Here is an 18177-nt window from a genome sequence, read left to right as displayed (position 1 = left end):
AGAATTTGCTTGTATGAAGGCTACGCGGAAAAGCAGTTGCTCACGTGCAGCTGAAATTGAATATCGGCGTGCTGTTGGGCAGGGCGATCTGATCGTCGGGCGACGATTGCGAGTGAAGAGCCGCTGCCTGCTGATTTGTTCGGCCTATCGCATATCCACAGATCCGTACGGTATCAGACAGTAGTATAAGCTTGCTCTCAAATCGATCTCACGATCATATTCGGTCCGCGCTCTTGCCAAAGGCGATTGAGTGCGGTGGCCGTCTTGTCAGGCTGGTCGTGTGCGGGAAGGTTCAGTTGGGAGGCTGGTCCTTCCCTCTCACGTCACGAGGCATGGATTGCTTCGGGACGCCATCGGCGTTTGGTCAGACAGCCTGAAAGCTACCGATATCTGAAATTATGCCTTTGATCGACATTCCAGCCTCTTCGGCGGCTTGAACGAATGCGGTGCGGGCAAAATCTGGATCAGCATCCGAGGTGATGCAGTCGAGACACGCCTTCACTGCTTCATAATAGCGGTCACTGTCGTCGATGGGCCATTCTGTTAAAAGCTCCTCGGCAGCTTCCTCTACAGAACTGATCGTCAGATCAGCGTGTGCGTCCCCGAGAGAGACTATGACCGGATTGAAAATGTGCAAATTGTCTCGTTCCAAAACACAATCTCCTGGTGCACTTCATCAAACGTTTACCGAGCAATAACCGTGCCACGAATGGGAAGCTGCTGCGGTTTTGAACTCGGCCATTGAAAGGGAAGAAGCAAGAAACGCGACTTGCATCCCGCACTGCAAGGCCCCATCACTTACGCAGGAGGAGCCGCAATACTGGACTTCTGATCGACATTGCCCGATCGATCGGTCATCCACCATTGGAGGCCCGCGACCAACGCGACGATTATTGGACTGACGAGGAAAGTGGACAGAATGTGGTGATAGCGTAAATGTCTCATGCGCTTCTAACCATCCCCGCGATCCGAGGTTCCTCGTAACGCGAATAATCACTTCGCATGAACAGTTTGGTTCACCGCTAGGATGTCATGTCCTCCGGCGCAACACGACTAAAACTGCGTGATCATCTTCGAGGGACTGAGTTGCCAGCATATGGTTCTCGGCCCGATCGATAAGGGAGCCAATGGCTTCCCGCACGGCCCAGCCCGCACTTACGGCATGGTCGATACCCTCATGGAAGGATGTTTCCTGAGCGTGCTGACACTCAATGCCGATCGGCAAGATCGCGCAGTGATCTGATGTCCCTCATCTTCAGGTAGATGGCGTGACCGTGACCGCAATGAACGGCAACCAGTTACTTTGATTTCAACATCAGTAAGTCAGCCCGCAAGACTTCTGCCTTATAGGGTCACGTTAGCATGTCGGCGATCTCGGCCGCAGCGAGCCTTGCCTCACCGTGCCGAGGCAGTCCGCGATACAGGCGGGGCTGGTGCTCGGAGCAGAACCAGCGCGTGACGGTACGACTTTCCTCAAAACCATAGCATCCCCATTCGTTGCAGCCGTCGGATTCGCAGTAATGCTCCACGATCTGATGCCCCCCGGAGCGGACGGTTCGTCCTTCATCGCTCATGGCGTTCCTCGATCAGAATGTTTGCTGTCAGCAAGCACGGAAAGCAGGCTTCACAACCATCCGTGCCACGTCGATCACAACCAATCGCCAGAATGCGCCGCAACTCGACAAACTTGATGGCTGCGCCGAATTTCTTCACCAGCGCCTTACGGTCGTAGATACCATGTCTGTCGCAGCGACTGCAGGACATGTCTATCTTCTTAGCGTGGTAGTCCTTGAGGCAAGGCAGGCTCATGTCGCTGGGCAATCTGCTATCGGCTGGATGCTATTCCCCCTGCCAAACTCACCAGGATACATTCGGTAGAATTCCAGCGTGTCGAAATAGTAGCCGTCCAGGGTAGGGCCGTAAGCTTTGGCCTTTGCCTCTATGCCTTGAGGGATTGAGACAACGTCATTGCCTTCAATCCAGCCATAACTGGCGCTCCTCGCAGCTTCCAGTGCGGACACGCCGCTGCGCCACAGAACGAAAGCACCGCCCAACTGGCGACTGAATGCGATCTCTACCCAGGAGGCGGTCGGCCCTTCATCCGTCAAGATATCAGCTTCAAGGAATTCGAAATCATAAAGGTCGGCCTTCCAGCCGATCTGCACAACCAGATCTGGATCAGGCTCCTCTTCGAGAGGAAACACCTCGCCTATCGTGAACATCTTTTCTCCGTTGCGATTACGCGGGCAAGGGAGCGACTGCCGCCAAGCGGCTCCATTTGTTCTTATTATGTTCCGTTTTGACGTTGAGTCAACATAGAAGTACAGAAGCGATCCGAGGGAATGGGTGTCGCGAGAGTGAGTTTGAGAGGGGACTTAAACTCATGCGGGGGGACGGCGGCTACTCTCGCGACGCGGGAAGAACACCGCATTTGCGATTTCGTTCCGTGAGAAGCGGCCAGAGCAGCACATTTGCCGCTCCGGCCAGACTTGGCCCCACGAGTGTCTCGAAGAAAATACGAGATTGCTAGCGGTGTTTCAACATTTCTCCCCTTCGGAGGACGCAGGTCGGCGTCGTGGACCTGGAACGCTCCGCTGAGATCATCGAAACACCGTTCTTGGGATCTGCGGTTCGGGCAACCTGATGATCGGGGCTATCTTTAAAGCTGGATGAACGGCTATGAACTCGTGCTCTAGTGATCTTCCACCCGCGAGGAACTTGATGGCCGTTGACGACGACAGGAGCACTTACACGCTTGTGAAACAGCCGCCCGAAATCGAAGACTACATGCGTCTTCGCAAAATATCCGGCCTTACGCCGTTCGAAAGAGATGCCGCAGAGATCGGCTTGAAGGGAACCATTTTCGGCAGCGTCGTTTCTTACAACGGAACTGCGGTCGGCATGGGACGTTTGATCGGCGATGGGGGGTGTTTCTTCCAGGTGACCGATATCGCTGTCCATCCCGAGCATCAAGGTCGGGGCCTTGGCAAAATGATCATGGCATCAATCATGGAGTATGTGGAGAGCGTGCTGCCAACATCCGCCTACGTGAGCCTGATCGCGGATGTTCCTGCCAACAGATTGTACGAGCAGTTTGGATTCCAACCGACCGCGCCACGCTCCGTTGGAATGTCCTATCTCGTTAGGAGGTGAGCCGGGGGCAACTTATTCGCTCGCGAGCGAGGCCACCAATGTGGCTCAATGTGTGGAACATTCGTCCGTAGCTTTCGTTTTCTCGCGTCACCAAGGAGAACATCATGGCACACGACGAAGACGACGCGGCAAAGGTTTGGGACCTGGCTGAGAAGATCGGCTTTTGCATGCTAACCACCCAGAGCGGTTCTGACCTTCGCGCTCGTCCCATGTCGGCATATTCGGAGCGGATCGACAATGCCTTCTACTTCCTGACAGATGTGGCCAGCCACAAGGACGAGGAGATCGCGCGATATCCGAGTGTCTGCCTGGCATTCGCCGACTCCAAGGGGCAGAAATATGTCTCGGTGTCCGGCACCGCTGAAATCCAGAACGACCGCGAAAAAATCCGCGATCTGTGGGCGACGCCTGCCAAGGCATGGTGGGATAATGCCGATGATCCGTCGATCAGGATCCTCAAGGTAACGCCCTCGTTCGCCGAATACTGGGATAGCCCGGGCACCATCATAAGCTATATCAAGATGGCGGCGGCTGCAGTCAGCAATTCTCGGCCGGACATGGGCGAAACAGCCAAGGTCGAGATGTAGGGCCGACCAAGCGGATGCTGATTGTCCACCATCTCAATAACAGCCGATCTCAGCGCATTGTTTGGATGCTCGAAGAACTTGGCCTCGACTACGAGATCCGGCGGTATCGCCGGAACTCCGACATGTCAGCGCCCAAAGAGCTGAAGGCCATTCATCCGTTGGGCAAGTCACCGATTTTAGAAGATATAAGCGCGGACGGGCAAAGGACGGCTGTCGTGGAAACGGGAGCAATCTGCGACTATCTTGTCGAGCGAGCAAACGGCCGACTCGGACCAGACCATGCAAGTGACCGAATCCTGTATCGTCAATTTCTCCACTATGCCGAAGGTTCGGTAATGCCGATCCTGCTTGCCATGCTGGTTGCGTCCAAAATCCCGATAATGGGGCGAGCGGCGATAAAACGTGTTCAGCCGATGCTGGACACGCATCTCGACTTTGTAGAAAGCCAGCTTGCTTCGCGGCAGTGGTTCGCAGGCGAACGGATTACCGCGGCCGACATCATGATGAGTTTTCCGCTTGAAGCGGCTCGAGCACGAGGCAGGTTGGGCAGCGCTCGACCATTTACGACCGCCTGGCTGGACCGTATCCATGCTCGGCCTGCCTACATTACGGCGTTAGAAAAGGGCGGTCCATACGCCTTTGCGACGTAGGTTTTCATGGAAGCGTTCGTCCAAGCGATAATGCAGCGCCTTGGCCCGTTCGGGATCGGGCTCCTCATGTTCCTTGAAAACGTCTTCCCGCCTATCCCATCAGAACTGATCATGCCGCTTGCCGGCTACCTGGCCACGCGCGGCGACATGAATATCTTCGTTGTGATTGGCGCAGGAACTGTCGGCTCTCTTCTTGGGACGTTGCCTTGGTATTATCTGGGACGGCGGCTCGGGCATGACGGAGTGCGCCGTCTTGCCGAAAACCACGGACGTTGGCTCACGATGTCGCCGTCAGATGTCGATGCTGCCTCTGACCGCTTCAAGCGGCATGGAAATTCGTCAGTCATGCTCGGGAGGCTGATCCCTACTGTGCGGACGCTCATTTCCGTACCCGCCGGTGTCGCCAACATGCCATTGAGGCGCTTTCTTCTTTTTTCCTCGATCGGTACGCTTCTATGGACGGCTGCACTGGCGTTGGCTGGCTATCTGCTGGGGCAGGCATACAGCACCATCCAGGACTATGTGGATCCGGTCTCCACCACGGTCCTCATCATATTGGTCGGCTACTACATCTACCGGGTTGTGACCTTCAAAAAGGAGAGCACGTGAGCGAGTTGTTGGCTTCGATGGGAGTAGAACTCAACATCCTCCCGCATTTGATCGCATTGTTGGTCGCCTATTTTCTGGCACTACCGATCGCCTGGGATCGTGAAAAAAATGAGCGGAGCGCGGGGTTGCGGACATTCCCGCTCGTGGCGATCGCTGCCTGCGGCTTCATCCAGGCTGCAGAAACTGTGACAGTTGGGAATGCCGAGGCGACAGCCCGTATTGTCGAGGGGATAATCAACGGGGTCGGGTTCATCGGCGGCGGAGCTATTCTTATCGGAAAGCTGGGGACTAGAGGAACGGCGACTGCCGCCAGTATATGGGCGACCGGTGCGATTGGGACTGCGGTCGGGCTGGGAGCCTATGATACAGCAATCGTCCTCTCCATCGTGACGTTCGCTACCCTGAGAATTATGGCGAGCTTCAAGTCAGCCAAGGACGAGCCTGATGATGGCGGGTAGTCATAACCGCGGATGTCCTGGAGCAGCATTTTCGACAAAGCGGAACCTGCACGGTTGCAGACCGATACCGCTATTCATCAGTCGACGGTATCCTTGTCGATCCGATCTGGACATGGCTTCCACGTTCTTCGATATGGCGATCGAGTGCCGCGACAAGACCCTCGACGTCGTCATGATCAACGTCGAACGCTCTAATTAGAAAGGCTGCCGCCTCTATCCCTAGCGGGCTCTTGGGGTCGACAGAATTCTCAGCGCACCACTCCAAATGAGCGTCCCTGATCGCGTTAAGTTGATCCACATTGAAAACTGACGACGAACTCATGCTTTTCTGCTCCTCCCAAGAACAGGATGCTCCAAAGGTCAATGCCACCTAGCAGTTTTTGTTCAAGGATACTGCTCGCTTTACATCATCGAGTTTTGGCCCTTTCACGGTGCGATACCTCGCAGCGACCAAATTGTAGATTCCAAAAGCAGCTAATCCAACTGCCATGACAAGATAGAGCGCTGAGCCGAACGGCATGCCTCGTAGCCACTCCAGCGCGTCGGCGATCCCTCCGGCCTGGTCTGGATCGACACTGAAACCCGCATATGCAAATAGTACTCCTGTCACAGAGAAGACCACGCCTCGCGCGATGAGCCCGTACATGCAGACGTAGCTGACGAGACCGCTCCGGTACGGGATGCGGACGTATTTTTCGAACTTGCGCAGAGCACCTTTTGCTCCCGTGACAATGCCTCCTACTATTAGGCCCATACCTATTGCTATTGCGATATACGAGCCAAACGGTTGTGACATTACCCATTCGGCGAGCCCTTTTTCCCCCGATCCGCCGCTGTCGCCACTCGCATTTAACGCGTGTCCAAGGGCGTAGACGGCAAGACCGAGGTAGGTGACAGCGCTTCCGAGGAGCGCAGCCCGGATGATTATCGCTTTACCCCTATTGCCCTGTCCATCCGCATCCGCAATCGATTGCGCCAATCGCCAAGCAACAAAACCGAGTAACCCAAAGCCGATTAATCCCACCCAAACGCGTCCCAAGGGTTGCTGCAGCAGTGTCGAGATCGCCGATTTTGTTTCTGGTTGGCCCCCAGTTACCCCCGAGAACACTGCGAGCACCGCGACCAGTAGGAATACAATGCCTCGTGCGGCGTAGCCCAACTTTGCCAGGAGCTCGAAACGAATTACGCTAGGCATTTGCACCTCCAGATTTCTTCGGGGCATCAACGCGCAAGGACGACTGTCGTTGCCACAAAAAGGGACGCGGCTAAAATCGAGACCTGATTGTCTGCCTCATCCCGTGCTTGAGGCTTCATCAAACTATAGGGTTCTCCTTGTTGACCAACTGACATCGCTGGAAGACACTCCCTCGGCAGACAAGGAGGAACGAATGGCAGAACATGATCGCTGGCAAAACATGCGTACCGCGCCGAGAGATGGCAGCCGGATCCTTGTGACAATCCGTCCCTCAGAACAGGGGCCGGGAGCGGTTGATCTGGCTTACTGGTCTAAGGGCGATCAATTCGGCGAGGGAGGTTGGCGCTCCTCTGATTCTGCACCTGGTTTGATCATCGAATACACTGAACCCGAACTGAAGTGTTGGATGCCGATGCCTTCAGCCGAGCTCGATCATATGACTGTACCGGCGTGGCAGGGTAGGAGCGAAGAAGAGCTCGACGGATCGGGAATCTAGCGAATCCCGGTTCGTCGGCCCCGCCTGGTTCCAGGTTCGAAACGGATAGTGGCATAGATCAGGCGCGCTATCGTCAGTCGCCAATCATTCATCCAGCCTTGAAGGGACATGTTCCAAGCACCTGAAGCAGCGCAGCGTGTTCTGGTTTTCCGGCACATCGTTCGAGAAAAGCCGTAAGCGCGGTGCGGGTCTCATGTCCTTTGGATGCCTCGTTGCCTTATGGAGGACAAACATATTACCGCCGATTTCCTCGAGGGACCAACGGTCTCCATTGCTGCTTATCGAAAATTCTTTTGCATCGCTCATGCCGAACTCTTCGCTCAGACTTTTGGGTTAGGTTTACGCGCCAGGTTTGCCACTTGTTTCTATCGGGTCGTAAATTGGATCGAAATCCTTTTCCTTCTTTTGGCCCGGCGGGGTCCGGCTGACGGTTGCGTCTTCCGAACCTGTCACGACGGTTGGCTTGGCACTGTGGACGCCGGTCGCGTGGCGATCTTCCTGCGAAGGGGCGTACTGACCCTTTGCATCATCCTGTGGTTTGGACATTTGATTTCTCCTTCGTCCTGCGATTTCTCATGTTAGATGATCGGTTTGCCGCCGGTAACTGCAATCGTCGCGCCAGAGACGTAACTCGACATTGGATCGGCCAGCATGACGTAGGCGGTCGCGAGTTCGGCGGGCTGGCCTGGGCGCTGCGTCGGTACCTGCTTGCCGAAGTTCCTGACGTTCTCCTCCGGCATGGTCGATGGGATAAGGGATGTCCAGATCGGCGCAGGAGCGACGGAGTTGGCTCGGGTACCCTTGTCGGCCAGCATCTGAGCAAGGCCTGCCGTAAAATTCTGGAACGCGCCTTGCGTCGTGGCATAGGCGAGCAGGTGCGGGCTCGGACTATCGGCATTGATCGACGTGGTGTTGATGATCGCACTTCCCGACTTCATGTGCGGCACAGCAGCCTTCGTCAGATAGAACATCGCATGGATGTTGGTACGGAGGTCACTTCCCACTCTTCGTTCGGAATTTCCCCGATGTCGTTGAAACTTGCCTGGTGAGCGGCATTGTTGACCAGGACATCGATGCCCCCGAACTGCGAGACTGCCGTGTCGATGATTTCCTTGCAGTGCGGGGCGTATTGAATGTCGCCGGGCACCAGGATTGCCCTGCGTCCGGCCTTTTCCATTGCGTTTCCGTCCCGTTCTTGCTCCACAAGCTCCCTTTCATCCAGGGCATTACGAGCGCACGCGACATGGGAGATATCGTCTCGAGTGCGATCGTCAGGTCGGTTGAGCAGCCAAACCGTCTTCTGCTTGTCGAGCCGGATTACGAAAGAACGAATGCGTCGCCAACCGACACTTCCCCAACCCGTGTCACAGAGGCGTAAACGCCGAGGCGTCGCGCTCGCTGCCTCACGATCGCTCGCAGGATCTCCGGGTCTTCAGGCAGGGCCGGCTGTGCCACCATCGTCATACCGCAGCGTTTGGTCTTTTCTGTTATTGTTCCCGCGACGGAGCCGCTTGCCCAGTCAAAGCCTGGCCAACCATCTTCACGACTGTCCGCCGCCAAGACAACGTTCGGCCGGAAACGCCGGTGATCTATCGCGCTGTCGGGCAACAATGACGCCAGATCTAAAAGGCTGTCGAGCGTTAGAAAGTGGAGTGGCGCGACGTCATACCGCGGTTGGACACTACTGGCTTGCAATACGTCACGTTCCAGGAAAGTGCCTCTTGGCCGCACGCCGCAGCGAAATGTCATAAAATCGCTTAGTCGCGCGTCAAGCTCTGGACCAACCGGCATCATTTTCCATGCGTTTGATGAAACCAGTACGTCGTCGCCGGATCGACAGGCCGACAGCATCAGGGCTGGGCGCCAACGTGGTTGGGTTTCTGGTGACGCGACCTCGCCAGTATCGAGATCGATCAGCAGGTGCGTGCGATCCCCGTCGATCCCATCGAAGCCGACCGAAGCTGCACCTAGCCCCTCACCACCGATTGAAGATACAGGAAAGCGCCAGATCTCTTTGATTGTCCCAAAAGTCTCACTCATTCAGGTCCTCATCGTTGTAATCGCCAGTGTGGAACACCGCCTACGGCCTTCGAGTTCCCGACTGAGATGAAGCCCTGAAAGGTCTGCTCATGTCGGAAATTGTATGTGCCGCGTTTATCGACGATGGACGGGTGCTGCTTGTAATGGTGTGTGAAAAAGTGGGATCTGGCCGGCGGCCATGTCGAAAAGGGTGAGGGGCTCGATGTCGCGCTTCGAGCCTTCGATCATGTTGCCACTCTCTATGAAGACGACGATCCCGAGAAAAATCTCCCTTCCACATTTTCAGGGTGCGGATACGGGATGGGGGTACTCCGCGCCAGCTCGGAGACGAGCATTCGGAGTTCCGCTGGTTTACGATTGACGACTTCCAATCTCTGTTATCAATCCGGGGCCCCGCATTGCATGAACGCGAAATGCGGCGTGCTGTCGACACCGAGAACCGCCGGAGCGCTCCGAAGGCCTTCCAACCCGATGCACACCCGACCTCAATGGTTTTGTCGCCGTTACCACCGAGATTTCAGAGGATAGTCCTCCGTTGAAAAAGAACGCGTGGCCTAGCTGTTGATCGGATTGGAACAGGTGCTCGCCCCGCTGAAACTCGACTGGCTCGAGATGAGGCCTCAGCCGTGTAACGACATCGTTCGAAAGCATTGATAGGATCCTATTCGTCATACAGCTCATTAGATCAGTCCCTGTGTCCTGCGTGCATCTATTCAGCTGCCTAGTGCGACGAAGCGAGATATCCATAAAAACAAAAGGTTCGCAGGCAACCTATGAGGCTTTCTCAAGTTATGCAGGGGTTATCAGGGAGTGAGCTATGATCCGATTTTATTTCCATATTCGCGAAGGGGATCGGTTGTTCAAGGATCCGGAAGGTGCCGAGTTTCAGAACGTCGAAACGGCACGTGCGGAAGCCGTTCGCTCGGCTCGCGAACTTCTGTCACAGCGTGTTTTGAATGGAGAAGAGATAGATGGGCAGTCGTTTGAGCTAACAGACGACAGTGGTGCTGTAGTTGATACCGTCAAATTTCGCGACGTGCTTCGGCTGCACCAGGGTTAAAATATCCGCTTAAGTAAGAAATGCGCATGCAAGGCGGGTGAGGTCGATCACCCGCCTCCACAGCTACCTTCAGATTACTCTTCGTCGGGTTCCTGACAAAAGAGAAAAGTAGGCCGAGGGTACGATGCCGTACCAACGCGGCCGAGGATTTTTCCGAGGCACGTGGCTCGCGTAAACGGTCAGTGCTACAGTGGCACGGCGCCGCGGGCCTTTCAGCGAGTTAGGTGACCGTTACCTGCACCGAGGTCGACGTCAAAGACATCGGCGCAAGTCCAAGACCCGCGCCGAATAATTGTCTTTAAGCATTAGTTGCCGATGCCGAGCCGAGCTTAACTGACGGCTCACGCCCCCATAGGCGAAGCTTGCCAAGCTCTTCGACAAAATTTGTCAAAGTCGCGACGCCGCCGGACAGCTTCAGGACACCTTCGTCGATGTGCTTCGCGATACCGGCTTTCTCAAGCAATGGCAGGGCAACGTGGTTATAGCCGATGAACTTGCGATGTTGGAACGCCTCTGCCAGGAAATCCCGTGCGGTCGCATCAGTCAGCAGATCTTCCACACCTGCATCGGCGGGAAGTAGGGCAACAGCGTCGATGAGCACCGAGGGGCCAGCTCGATCATATGGTGTGCCGCGATAAAAGCTTCGGTCGGATGCCGTCACGCCGCCAACCTTCAGTGCGATAAGCTTGCCCAAGCCTTTCCTTTCAAGGCAGCACTCGTCAGAGCCTTCAGCAGTTTCGCATCGACACCGTCGGTGATGAGAATGCGAAGCTTGCGCCTTTCGAAACGCTTCGGCTCACGCTCGACGATACCGAGTGCCGGGGACGGCTCAAGATCTTGTCGTGTTGCTTTGGCCGCCGGTGTTGCTTCCGGCGTGGCGGCCATTGCCACCGATGAGCGACCTCGGACGCGAGTGTCTCATCGATGTTGATCAGATGGGAAACCGCTCGCCCCCGCGAGCGTGGACCTATCGCGCGATCCCTAACAGAAATCCGGCGAGAACAGCAATCCCGACTGCCTGCCAGGGATTATTACGAATTTGAACGCGCACTTCATCCGATGCGCGATACCGAAGACTGTCGACCTCTTCTTGCAGTGCCGAAAACCTCTCCTTGGGCTCAACATAAGGGTCGTTACGATGTTCAAGAACGGAACGCAGCGCCTGATCGACACGTGGTGCATCCGAGGTATGGAGCGGACGGGAAACTGATGTTGACGGGCTCTTAGCCGATACTGGAATGGCCAGGTCCTTCGTTTCCAGATCCTCAACTTGTGCGGGTAAGCCGAGATTAGGGTCGTATTTCATAGCGCTCTTATCCTCCTTGAAACGCCGCGGCGGTCATCCACCGCGTTGGACTGACGAGGCTAAGCATTGATGCCAACAAATGTTCCAGATGCTGGCGCGGCATTGTGCTGACGTACGGTATCGGACGCCCCCCAATCATCTTGCGTGGCACAGATACCCTATGTTGCGTCGGCGCTAGCCTCGATGTGGGCTTGGGGAACGATTTTGACCGCAGGAGCAAGGGGCTGCGGTTATCTCGCGGTCCGCACATGGGCATAGAACCCGTGGGCATAGCAATAGTGGCCGGCGCGCTGGCCCGGAGCCAGTTCTCATACTTTGATATTTATAAGAAAATATGCGACCTTCCAGCTTGCGGCAGCATGCCCGAACAATGAAGAGAACAGAGTTTGCTCGATCACGTATCGTCGCCATCCACGCCGCTTGCCAGCCTCACCAAGGCAACGTCCCTGATCGCGCGTGCGCGGACAATGGACGAGGTCGTCGAGACCATCCACTCGACCGCACGGTCGCTGATCGGTTGCGAGGGGATCTCGATCATCCGCAAGGACGGAGACCTTTGCCACTACGTCGATGAGGACGCCGTCGGGCCGCTCTGGAAGGGCAGCAAGTTCCCGGCGACGTCTTGTATTTCCGGATGGTCGATGCTTCATAAGCAGACTGTCGTCGTCCCTGACATCGCGAAGGACGACAGGATTCCCTACGACCTCTACGCCGAGACCTTCGTTCGGGCCGTCGCAATGGTACCGATCCGGCCTGACGATCCCGTCGGCGCAATCGGCGCCTACTGGTCGAGCAACTATTCCGCCTCGCAGTTGGAGATCGAGATCCTCGAGGCGCTCGCAGAAGCTGCCGCGACGGCGGTGGAGAATATTGGCCGGGTCGCATCCGCTTCAAATGCCGCAGTGAAGGCCTACGAGGAGAATGAGGACTTCTCGAAGGACATCGAGACGATTGCCGGGATCGCTGCCGTTCCCACCATACTGGACGTCGTTCTGCGCATGACCGGGATGGGGTTCGCGGCCGTTGCGCGCGTGACCGAAAACCGCTGGATTACCTGCCGGTCTCTAGATCATGTGGGCTTCGGCCTCGGTCCTGGCGATGAACTCCCAGTTGAGAGCACCCTCTGCGACGAGATCCGCGACCATCGCCAACCAATCGTGTTTGACGACGCGGTGAGCGATCCGGCTTACTGCGACCATCATACGCCCCGGACCTACGGCCTGCGCAGCTATATCTCCGTTCCGATCCTGCTGTCCAACGGAACGATGTGGGGAACGCTCTGCGCCATCAGCGCCGCCCCTGCCAAAGTCAACAATCAACAGGTGCTGGGCAGCCTCACGCTCTTCGCCGAGCTGATCGCCCACCATCTGGACGCAGCGGAACGGCTGGTCCACACGCAGGCATCGCTCGACTACGAGCGTGAGCTTTCCGAACTCCGCGAGCAGTTCATCGCCGTCCTGGGACACGACCTGCGCAATCCGCTCGCCGCGGTCGACGCCGGAACCTCCCGCATTCTCAAGGAAGGTTGGACGGATCGAAGCCCGGTCATCCTCAAGCTCATGAAGGCCAGCATCTCGCGGATGTCGGCCCTCGTCGACAACGTCATGGATCTCGCCCGCACGCGCCTGGGCGGTGGGGTTGTCCTCGACCTTTCGAGCGCCGACCTGGCGACCACGCTTCAGCATGTCGTCGACGAGCTGCGTTCGACCCACAGCGAGCGGGAAATCAAGGCATCCTTTACCTTCGCCGGCCAAGCCACCGTCGACCATAGCCGCTTGGCGCAAATGGTCTCCAACCTTCTGGCGAACGCCATCACCCATGGGGCCGAGGACAAGCCGATCTGCATCGACGGTCGCATCGCCGACGGCGAGCTGGAGCTTTCGGTCATCAATGGTGGCCTGCCGATCCCGCCGGAGCAGATCGAGAAGCTCTTCCTCCCGTTCAAGCGGGGAGAAGCGAAGCCCGGCGTTGAGGGCCTGGGGCTAGGCCTCTACATCGCTTCGCAGATCGCAGCGGCACATGGTGGAAAAATCCACGTCACCTCCGATGACGAAGAGACGCGCTTCTCGTTCCGGATGACACTGAGCGAATAAGGTCGTTCATTCCCGACCCGTATCAGAACAACCTCTATCGCGCATGGTTACACCCACTCCACAAGCGGAGATGACCATGTCCCTGAAAGCACTTGCCTTCAATTCGACGCTCAAGCGCAGCGGCGGTGAACCGTCCTCGACCGACCGCATGCTGGAACTCATCGCAGCCGAGATGGCGAAGTCCGGCGTCGAGACTGAGACCATCCGTCTCGCCGATCACAACATCCTTCCGGGCGTCACCTCCGACGAGGGGCCTGGCGACGATTGGCCGGCCGTCCGTAAGAAGCTGCTTGCGGCCGACATCCTCATCCTCGGCACCCTGCATGGGGCAGCCCGACAGCATCTCGCGTCCTCGAACGCATGGACGCCTTCCTCGAAGAGACCGACGACCAAGGGCGGATGGTTGTCCTATGGCGCCGTACCCCAGGGCGCGGCCAGCTCGTGGACGATGTGAGCAAATTTGGGGGAGACGTCGGGCCCGAGATCTACATCGGGGCCGGCCATGCGGTGTTGCTTGAAATCTCTAGTTCTAACGAATGCACTCGGCACAATGTCCGGCCTGGAATGAGCACGCGATCTCCATATTGTTCCGCGGAAGACCAAGGCGGGGAATTTCGTTGGATTTCCGTCGTCGCGAGACACGCACGTTCATTATGGTTTATAATCGCGCGTTTACAGTCACTTGACAAAACTCCGCCACGACGCCTGGCTTCACCATCTCCGCAAGCCCTTCGACGTCCCAATTTGTGAGACGCACGCACCCATGCGAGCCAGCCTTCCCGATCAGTTCCGGATCCGGCGTACCATGGATGCCGTAGGTTGGTTCGGTAAGATCAATCCAAACACTTCCAACCGGCCCATTTGGACCACCGGGTAGCTCGAGAACTTTCTTGTTGTCACCCTGCTGGAAACTGATCTCCGGATTGTAGGTGTAGACGGGCATCTTTGATACGCCCTTCACCTCGTGAGTTCCCGTCGGGGAGGGGGTATCGCTGCCGATTGTTGCCGGATAAACGCTGACCAGCGAACCATCCTCAGCAAGCGCGACCACTTGCCCGGACGTCCTGTTGACCTCTATGCGCTTCACAACGCCGCTCTTTGGGTTGCCGGCTATCGTGACAGCGATCGTCTCGCCAGGGGCAAAGGAAGCCGTCGGGTTGAATGACTTCAGGAGGTTGATGTCCATGTGAAAGCGTTCGGCCAGCTTCTCGGCAATCGAAGTGTAGCCGAGCTGCGGCAGTTCCGCCTGCTTGGCATAGTCCTGCGGTATGCTTGAGACGAGATTTTGGCCGTCCTCGGCTGTGATCGCGTAGGCTTGCACGGCAGGCACCGCATCCGTCAGCCGCGCAAGCACTTCCTGATCCAGCGTTCCATCGACTGCAAGCTTTTGCTGTGCTCCGAAGCCGGCAACTGCTTTGATCAAGTTGTCGCCAAAATATCCATCGATGACCCCGGGCGAGACGCCGGCACGATCAAGAAGGACCTGGAGCTTGACGATCGCCGCATCGGGCTCTGGCGGCATCTGCATGGGCTTCTTCAGAGGCACGCTCTGGAATTTCGCAGTGGTTACCGCCTGAGCATCAATGGCCGCTGCGAGCGATGGGCAAAGCAAAAAACGGCAGCAGCCAGGGCGGTGATCATGAGATGGTTTTTCATGAGCAGTTAAGCCGCGCATGGCCTGTTTGTTCCGGCTGTTCGTGCGGTGGTCAGGGCAGAACGCGCGTCCCGAACGCGCAAGGCTGTATTACCTTTCGCTATTGCGATGTCCTTTTGAGGCTGTGTTCACCTATGGCTTAAGCAGGCGGATGAGGAAATCAAACTCATTCAGGCTGCGGTGCTGATCGGACCCAATGGTCGCGACAGTCCAGTATTCTTTGGCGGACCCAAAAATGTCGGAGACCTGCACAATCTCCGCCTCGTTGCTTTCACTGCTGCGAGCCCAATAATACGACCCGGCACGGAGGTCCTCGTGGTCTATCGTGATCGCTCCTGGCAATTCGGCCTTCCTATCGCTGCAAAACTTTCCGGCATGCGCCAAGGTCAGACGGCCCCACTATCGCAGGGGCCGTTCGGTCTCTAGAGGACGGTCACGTTCTCGGCCTTCGACTTGCCGGTCTTGCGGTCGTGTCCGACGTCGAAGCTCACCTTTTGACCATCCGTCAGCAAACCGTCGAACCCGACAGCCGAAATATGGACGAATACGTCCGGACCGCCAGTTGTCTGGTGTGATGAACCCAAAGCCTTTGTCCTGTGCGAAAAATTTCACCGCACCGGTTGCCGTGATTTCCTCGTCTGTTGATTGCGACCGCATTGAATTACCGATCGTTGTTGTGAACATCAAAGATTTTCCGATTCGACGCTCTGTCCCGCGTGCTCGCTATTCGCTTGTCATATGGATCTGAGCACTGTTTCAAAAGGGGGTACTATGCATCTTTTTCCTTCATGCATCGTTTCTTCCGTGATGAAACATGGAGGAAGCGGATGATTTTGCAGAACAACAACTTGAACGGGGAGGATGCGATGAGCGAGGTACGTCGCCTACGCGCCAAGGTGGCTGATCTCCAGGAAAGGCTGGCGGAAATTCGTAGTGTGTCTGACGTCGAGTACGCCCCGACTGACCCGCACCCTTGGTTGAGGATCGCGACAACGGTCGGCTTAACATTCGCGTTGGGGAGGCTGATCCAGGCCCTCAGGCTCCCAACAGCAACCGCTGTCGCGATCCCAATGATAAGCAACGAAGTCAATCGTCGTTTCCTCTGATGATTCTAAGAGGACCATTATGACAGACGAAGAATATTAGCCGTGCGCGCTCATATGAGAGATGGCAAGGGGCGGGTCGACCACATGGCCAGCAGGACCGTCATTGGTAAGAGGCTGGCGACGATCTGAAGGACTCTGGCATGCCGCAGACATGGTCGGCGTCGGCTGACTGCGAAGGGGGTGTCGGTGCGACGCACCGTCGATCTGAACGGCCGACAGATGTTGGTCTCAAGCCCTGGGACCTAACCACCGGGGATGATCAGGGCGGCACGTGAGTTCCTGTTTCACAGCCACAAAAAGGGATGTGGTCTTCATGTGAAGTCGGAGCTTGGCGTCAGACCGAAACTAGGTCAAACATCAGATGTTGCTCCCGGGGCGATCACTGTGACCGCCCCGATTGGCAGTAGGCGATACCGGCTCCGCTGGCACACCATTCCGCCAGCAGCGCGCGACATCATCGGCGCGCTCGCAGTCCGGCACGAAGCTAACGTCGCTTGGTCTCTGTTCAACGATGCCCCTGATTTCATCAAGCGTGGGGCTTTTTACGTTTCGGGAGGGAGAGCATTAAGCGCGTCTGTCAAGGAAAGGTTTGACGCCCCATCGGAACAGAAGGTCATCGCCACTTATCGAGCAGAATGCCGGATATGCCTTGAACCGGGTCGGTGCGAGGTAAGGGAAGGGAGGCGATCCTTGACAACATCTCTTCGGCGGGGGCGAGTGCTGTATGTCCGCGTGCTGGCCCGGAGGGTAGGCACCGAATTACTTGGAAATCGTGCGAGCAGCCGAGATTTTTGTGCCCGGTGCTGGCCGGAAGGACCTGGCAGTCCCCTGGCAAAACACTAAACGCGTGGCCATCTGGTCCGCCAATCAGCAGTTTAGCAGAGCCCCGCTTCACGCCCAGCACCTCGTGAGCTCCCGTATGGTAGTGTTGGTAGTCGTAAACGCCGTTTGTCCAGATCCCGGACCAGCCATACTTGGCAAACAACGCGTCAACCTCTTCGGCTTCAGCCACATCAACCCTGTAGCGCAATACAGGCAACCGTTGATTGTTCGGCACCCAGTCACTGCTTTCGAACACTATGGCATCAACATCCATGGTTATTCCTGTTCAGCTCGATGCAGGCTCGTCGCTCTCGTCATTCAGAGACGGAAGAAAGCTTTCCACATCGCGGCGCCCCCGATCAGTCAAACTGGCTACGCGCTCCTTCCAGAATTTGGCCGCCTCTGGCGGGTCACCATCCCAGTCGCGCGAGGAACCGAGATTGTCGTCGATCACAGCGACGCGACGACCCCCAAGTCGCCGGTATTGATCGGCTAAATTCTTTGATGCGTTTTCCATCGAATTTATTCACCTCACGCTTTATCGGGAGGAGGAACTGTCTGAGCCAGCCATAGTTCCAGAGCCGGCCGTCGGTGGTGGTATTCGCCTTGGGTGTAATGACGTCAATAACTGGGTTCGCCTCATGTTGGGCCGGGGGACGTGACAGGTTAGTTGGCGTCAGCCAGAATAGCGACAGCTCCGATGCGATCGTCAACCACTCTGATCTCCTTGGTCGCCCACCATAGGTTTGGTTGACGGCGCATTGGCGCCTTTTTTTCTGTAGCCAGCAGACCCGCAGCGATCATGAGCACTCCGCGTGTTCGGTTCACGGTTCTCTCATTAGCGCCGCCGGCTCGCTAGAAAGTGCCTCGGACCCGAAAATGAGGCCGGGGGCAGTGATCCTACGTTCGCTGAACGCAATGACCAACGCATCTGACTGCGGATGTACC

The 18177-nt window shown here is 56.7% G+C and carries 22 protein-coding genes and 4 pseudogenes; 12 read left to right on the top strand and 14 right to left on the bottom strand.

The features are described from left to right. Positions 1-364: 364 nt before the first annotated feature. The gene (locus HNQ72_RS22635; RefSeq protein WP_244654465.1) at positions 365-652 is read right to left on the bottom strand and encodes a DUF982 domain-containing protein; all 288 of its coding nucleotides are present in this window, start codon (positions 650-652) and stop codon (positions 365-367) included. A 411-nt stretch (positions 653-1063) separates the two neighbouring features. Here HNQ72_RS22635 and HNQ72_RS22630 point away from each other — a divergent pair, with 411 nt between their 5' ends. Beyond that, positions 1064-1243: a hypothetical protein gene (locus HNQ72_RS22630; protein WP_183995514.1), complete on the top strand. Its 180-nt coding sequence runs from the start codon at positions 1064-1066 to the stop codon at positions 1241-1243. Positions 1244-1563: 320 nt separating this feature from the next. Here HNQ72_RS22630 and HNQ72_RS22625 read toward each other — a convergent pair whose 3' ends face one another. Together HNQ72_RS22625 and HNQ72_RS22620 are read right to left on the bottom strand one after the other, a co-directional pair. Next, complete coding sequence (locus HNQ72_RS22625; RefSeq protein ID WP_244654466.1) at positions 1564-1764, bottom strand: hypothetical protein; 201 nt, start codon at positions 1762-1764, stop codon at positions 1564-1566. Between the two features lie 41 nt (positions 1765-1805). Further along, positions 1806-2222, bottom strand: a complete 417-nt coding sequence (locus HNQ72_RS22620) for a hypothetical protein (protein ID WP_183995512.1) — start codon at positions 2220-2222, stop codon at positions 1806-1808. 499 nt (positions 2223-2721) lie between these two features. Between HNQ72_RS22620 and HNQ72_RS22615 the strand changes: the two genes are divergently transcribed. The 5 genes from HNQ72_RS22615 (at position 2722) to HNQ72_RS22595 (ending at position 5457) form a co-directional block, all read left to right on the top strand. Beyond that, positions 2722-3153, top strand: coding sequence for a GNAT family N-acetyltransferase (locus HNQ72_RS22615; RefSeq protein WP_244654467.1), 432 nt, complete (start codon positions 2722-2724; stop codon positions 3151-3153). A 104-nt stretch (positions 3154-3257) separates the two neighbouring features. Then, positions 3258-3740: a pyridoxamine 5'-phosphate oxidase family protein gene (locus tag HNQ72_RS22610; protein WP_183995510.1), complete on the top strand. Its 483-nt coding sequence runs from the start codon at positions 3258-3260 to the stop codon at positions 3738-3740. 14 nt (positions 3741-3754) lie between these two features. Further along, positions 3755-4390, top strand: a complete 636-nt coding sequence (locus HNQ72_RS22605; protein WP_183995508.1) for a glutathione S-transferase family protein — start codon at positions 3755-3757, stop codon at positions 4388-4390. 6 nt (positions 4391-4396) lie between these two features. Beyond that, positions 4397-4999 (top strand): DedA family protein, encoded by a 603-nt coding sequence (locus HNQ72_RS22600; protein ID WP_183995506.1) that lies wholly within the window; start codon positions 4397-4399, stop codon positions 4997-4999. A gap of 17 nt (positions 5000-5016) precedes the next feature. Next, the gene (locus HNQ72_RS22595) at positions 5017-5457 is read left to right on the top strand and encodes an MgtC/SapB family protein (RefSeq protein ID WP_183995686.1); all 441 of its coding nucleotides are present in this window, start codon (positions 5017-5019) and stop codon (positions 5455-5457) included. A gap of 370 nt (positions 5458-5827) precedes the next feature. Here the strand turns inward: HNQ72_RS22595 and HNQ72_RS22590 are convergent, their stop codons facing one another. Continuing rightward, entirely contained in the window at positions 5828-6652 is an 825-nt protein-coding gene (locus tag HNQ72_RS22590; protein WP_183995504.1) for a DUF1206 domain-containing protein, read from the bottom strand. A 193-nt stretch (positions 6653-6845) separates the two neighbouring features. Between HNQ72_RS22590 and HNQ72_RS22585 the strand changes: the two genes are divergently transcribed. Further along, positions 6846-7148: a hypothetical protein gene (locus HNQ72_RS22585; protein ID WP_183995502.1), complete on the top strand. Its 303-nt coding sequence runs from the start codon at positions 6846-6848 to the stop codon at positions 7146-7148. Between the two features lie 339 nt (positions 7149-7487). On the opposite strand, the gene HNQ72_RS22580 is transcribed toward HNQ72_RS22585, so the two are convergent. The 3 genes and pseudogenes from HNQ72_RS22580 to HNQ72_RS22570 all read right to left on the bottom strand — a co-directional run bounded on the left by HNQ72_RS22580 (position 7488) and on the right by HNQ72_RS22570 (position 9188). After that, a complete protein-coding gene (locus tag HNQ72_RS22580) occupies positions 7488-7694 on the bottom strand; it encodes a hypothetical protein (RefSeq protein WP_183995501.1) in 207 nt (68 codons plus the stop codon). 32 nt (positions 7695-7726) lie between these two features. Beyond that, a pseudogene (locus tag HNQ72_RS22575) lies at positions 7727-8370 on the bottom strand (SDR family oxidoreductase); the annotation flags it as partial. Between the two features lie 95 nt (positions 8371-8465). Further along, complete coding sequence (locus HNQ72_RS22570) at positions 8466-9188, bottom strand: MOSC domain-containing protein (protein ID WP_183995499.1); 723 nt, start codon at positions 9186-9188, stop codon at positions 8466-8468. Between the two features lie 817 nt (positions 9189-10005). On the opposite strand from HNQ72_RS22570, the gene HNQ72_RS22565 reads away from it, so the two are divergent. After that, positions 10006-10248 carry a DUF6894 family protein gene (locus HNQ72_RS22565; RefSeq protein ID WP_183995497.1) on the top strand — a complete coding sequence of 81 codons (243 nt, stop codon included), beginning with the start codon at positions 10006-10008 and terminating at the stop codon, positions 10246-10248. 298 nt (positions 10249-10546) lie between these two features. Here HNQ72_RS22565 and HNQ72_RS31355 read toward each other — a convergent pair whose 3' ends face one another. The 3 genes from HNQ72_RS31355 to HNQ72_RS22550 form a co-directional block, all read right to left on the bottom strand. Beyond that, a complete protein-coding gene (locus HNQ72_RS31355) occupies positions 10547-10942 on the bottom strand; it encodes a hypothetical protein (protein ID WP_183995495.1) in 396 nt (131 codons plus the stop codon). Beyond that, positions 10921-11139, bottom strand: coding sequence for a hypothetical protein (locus HNQ72_RS31350; protein WP_183995493.1), 219 nt, complete (start codon positions 11137-11139; stop codon positions 10921-10923). The genes HNQ72_RS31355 and HNQ72_RS31350 overlap by 22 nt, the downstream gene beginning before the upstream one ends. Positions 11140-11215: 76 nt before the next feature. Beyond that, on the bottom strand, positions 11216-11554 hold the full coding sequence (locus HNQ72_RS22550) for a hypothetical protein (RefSeq protein ID WP_183995491.1): 339 nt from the start codon (positions 11552-11554) through the stop codon (positions 11216-11218). A gap of 467 nt (positions 11555-12021) precedes the next feature. Here HNQ72_RS22550 and HNQ72_RS22545 point away from each other — a divergent pair, with 467 nt between their 5' ends. Next, the gene (locus HNQ72_RS22545) at positions 12022-13647 is read left to right on the top strand and encodes a sensor histidine kinase (protein ID WP_183995489.1); all 1626 of its coding nucleotides are present in this window, start codon (positions 12022-12024) and stop codon (positions 13645-13647) included. A gap of 76 nt (positions 13648-13723) precedes the next feature. Continuing rightward, positions 13724-14052 (top strand): annotated as a pseudogene (locus HNQ72_RS30670) (flavodoxin family protein); the annotation flags it as partial. Positions 14053-14305: 253 nt separating this feature from the next. Here HNQ72_RS30670 and HNQ72_RS22535 read toward each other — a convergent pair. After that, on the bottom strand, positions 14306-15259 hold the full coding sequence (locus HNQ72_RS22535) for a L,D-transpeptidase family protein (protein ID WP_244654469.1): 954 nt from the start codon (positions 15257-15259) through the stop codon (positions 14306-14308). A 464-nt stretch (positions 15260-15723) separates the two neighbouring features. Further along, a pseudogene (locus HNQ72_RS22530) lies at positions 15724-15958 on the bottom strand (cold-shock protein). 170 nt (positions 15959-16128) lie between these two features. Between HNQ72_RS22530 and HNQ72_RS22525 the strand changes: the two are divergent. After that, complete coding sequence (locus tag HNQ72_RS22525) at positions 16129-16407, top strand: hypothetical protein (RefSeq protein ID WP_183995485.1); 279 nt, start codon at positions 16129-16131, stop codon at positions 16405-16407. A gap of 35 nt (positions 16408-16442) precedes the next feature. Further along, positions 16443-16517, top strand: coding sequence for a DUF2934 domain-containing protein (locus HNQ72_RS31345; protein WP_183995684.1), 75 nt, complete (start codon positions 16443-16445; stop codon positions 16515-16517). A 503-nt stretch (positions 16518-17020) separates the two neighbouring features. On the opposite strand, the pseudogene HNQ72_RS22515 reads toward HNQ72_RS31345, so the two are convergent. Both HNQ72_RS22515 and HNQ72_RS22510 read right to left on the bottom strand, forming a co-directional pair. Then, a pseudogene (locus HNQ72_RS22515) lies at positions 17021-17503 on the bottom strand (cupin). 12 nt (positions 17504-17515) lie between these two features. Further along, positions 17516-17746 (bottom strand): hypothetical protein, encoded by a 231-nt coding sequence (locus HNQ72_RS22510; protein ID WP_183995481.1) that lies wholly within the window; start codon positions 17744-17746, stop codon positions 17516-17518. Between the last annotated feature and the right edge of the window lie 431 nt (positions 17747-18177).

Source organism: Aliirhizobium wenxiniae (assembly GCF_014201355.1).
Taxonomy (GTDB): domain Bacteria; phylum Pseudomonadota; class Alphaproteobacteria; order Rhizobiales; family Rhizobiaceae; genus Neorhizobium; species Neorhizobium wenxiniae.
The sequence above is the reverse complement of the archived record's forward strand: the minus strand, read 5'-3'. Positions and strand labels throughout refer to the sequence as shown.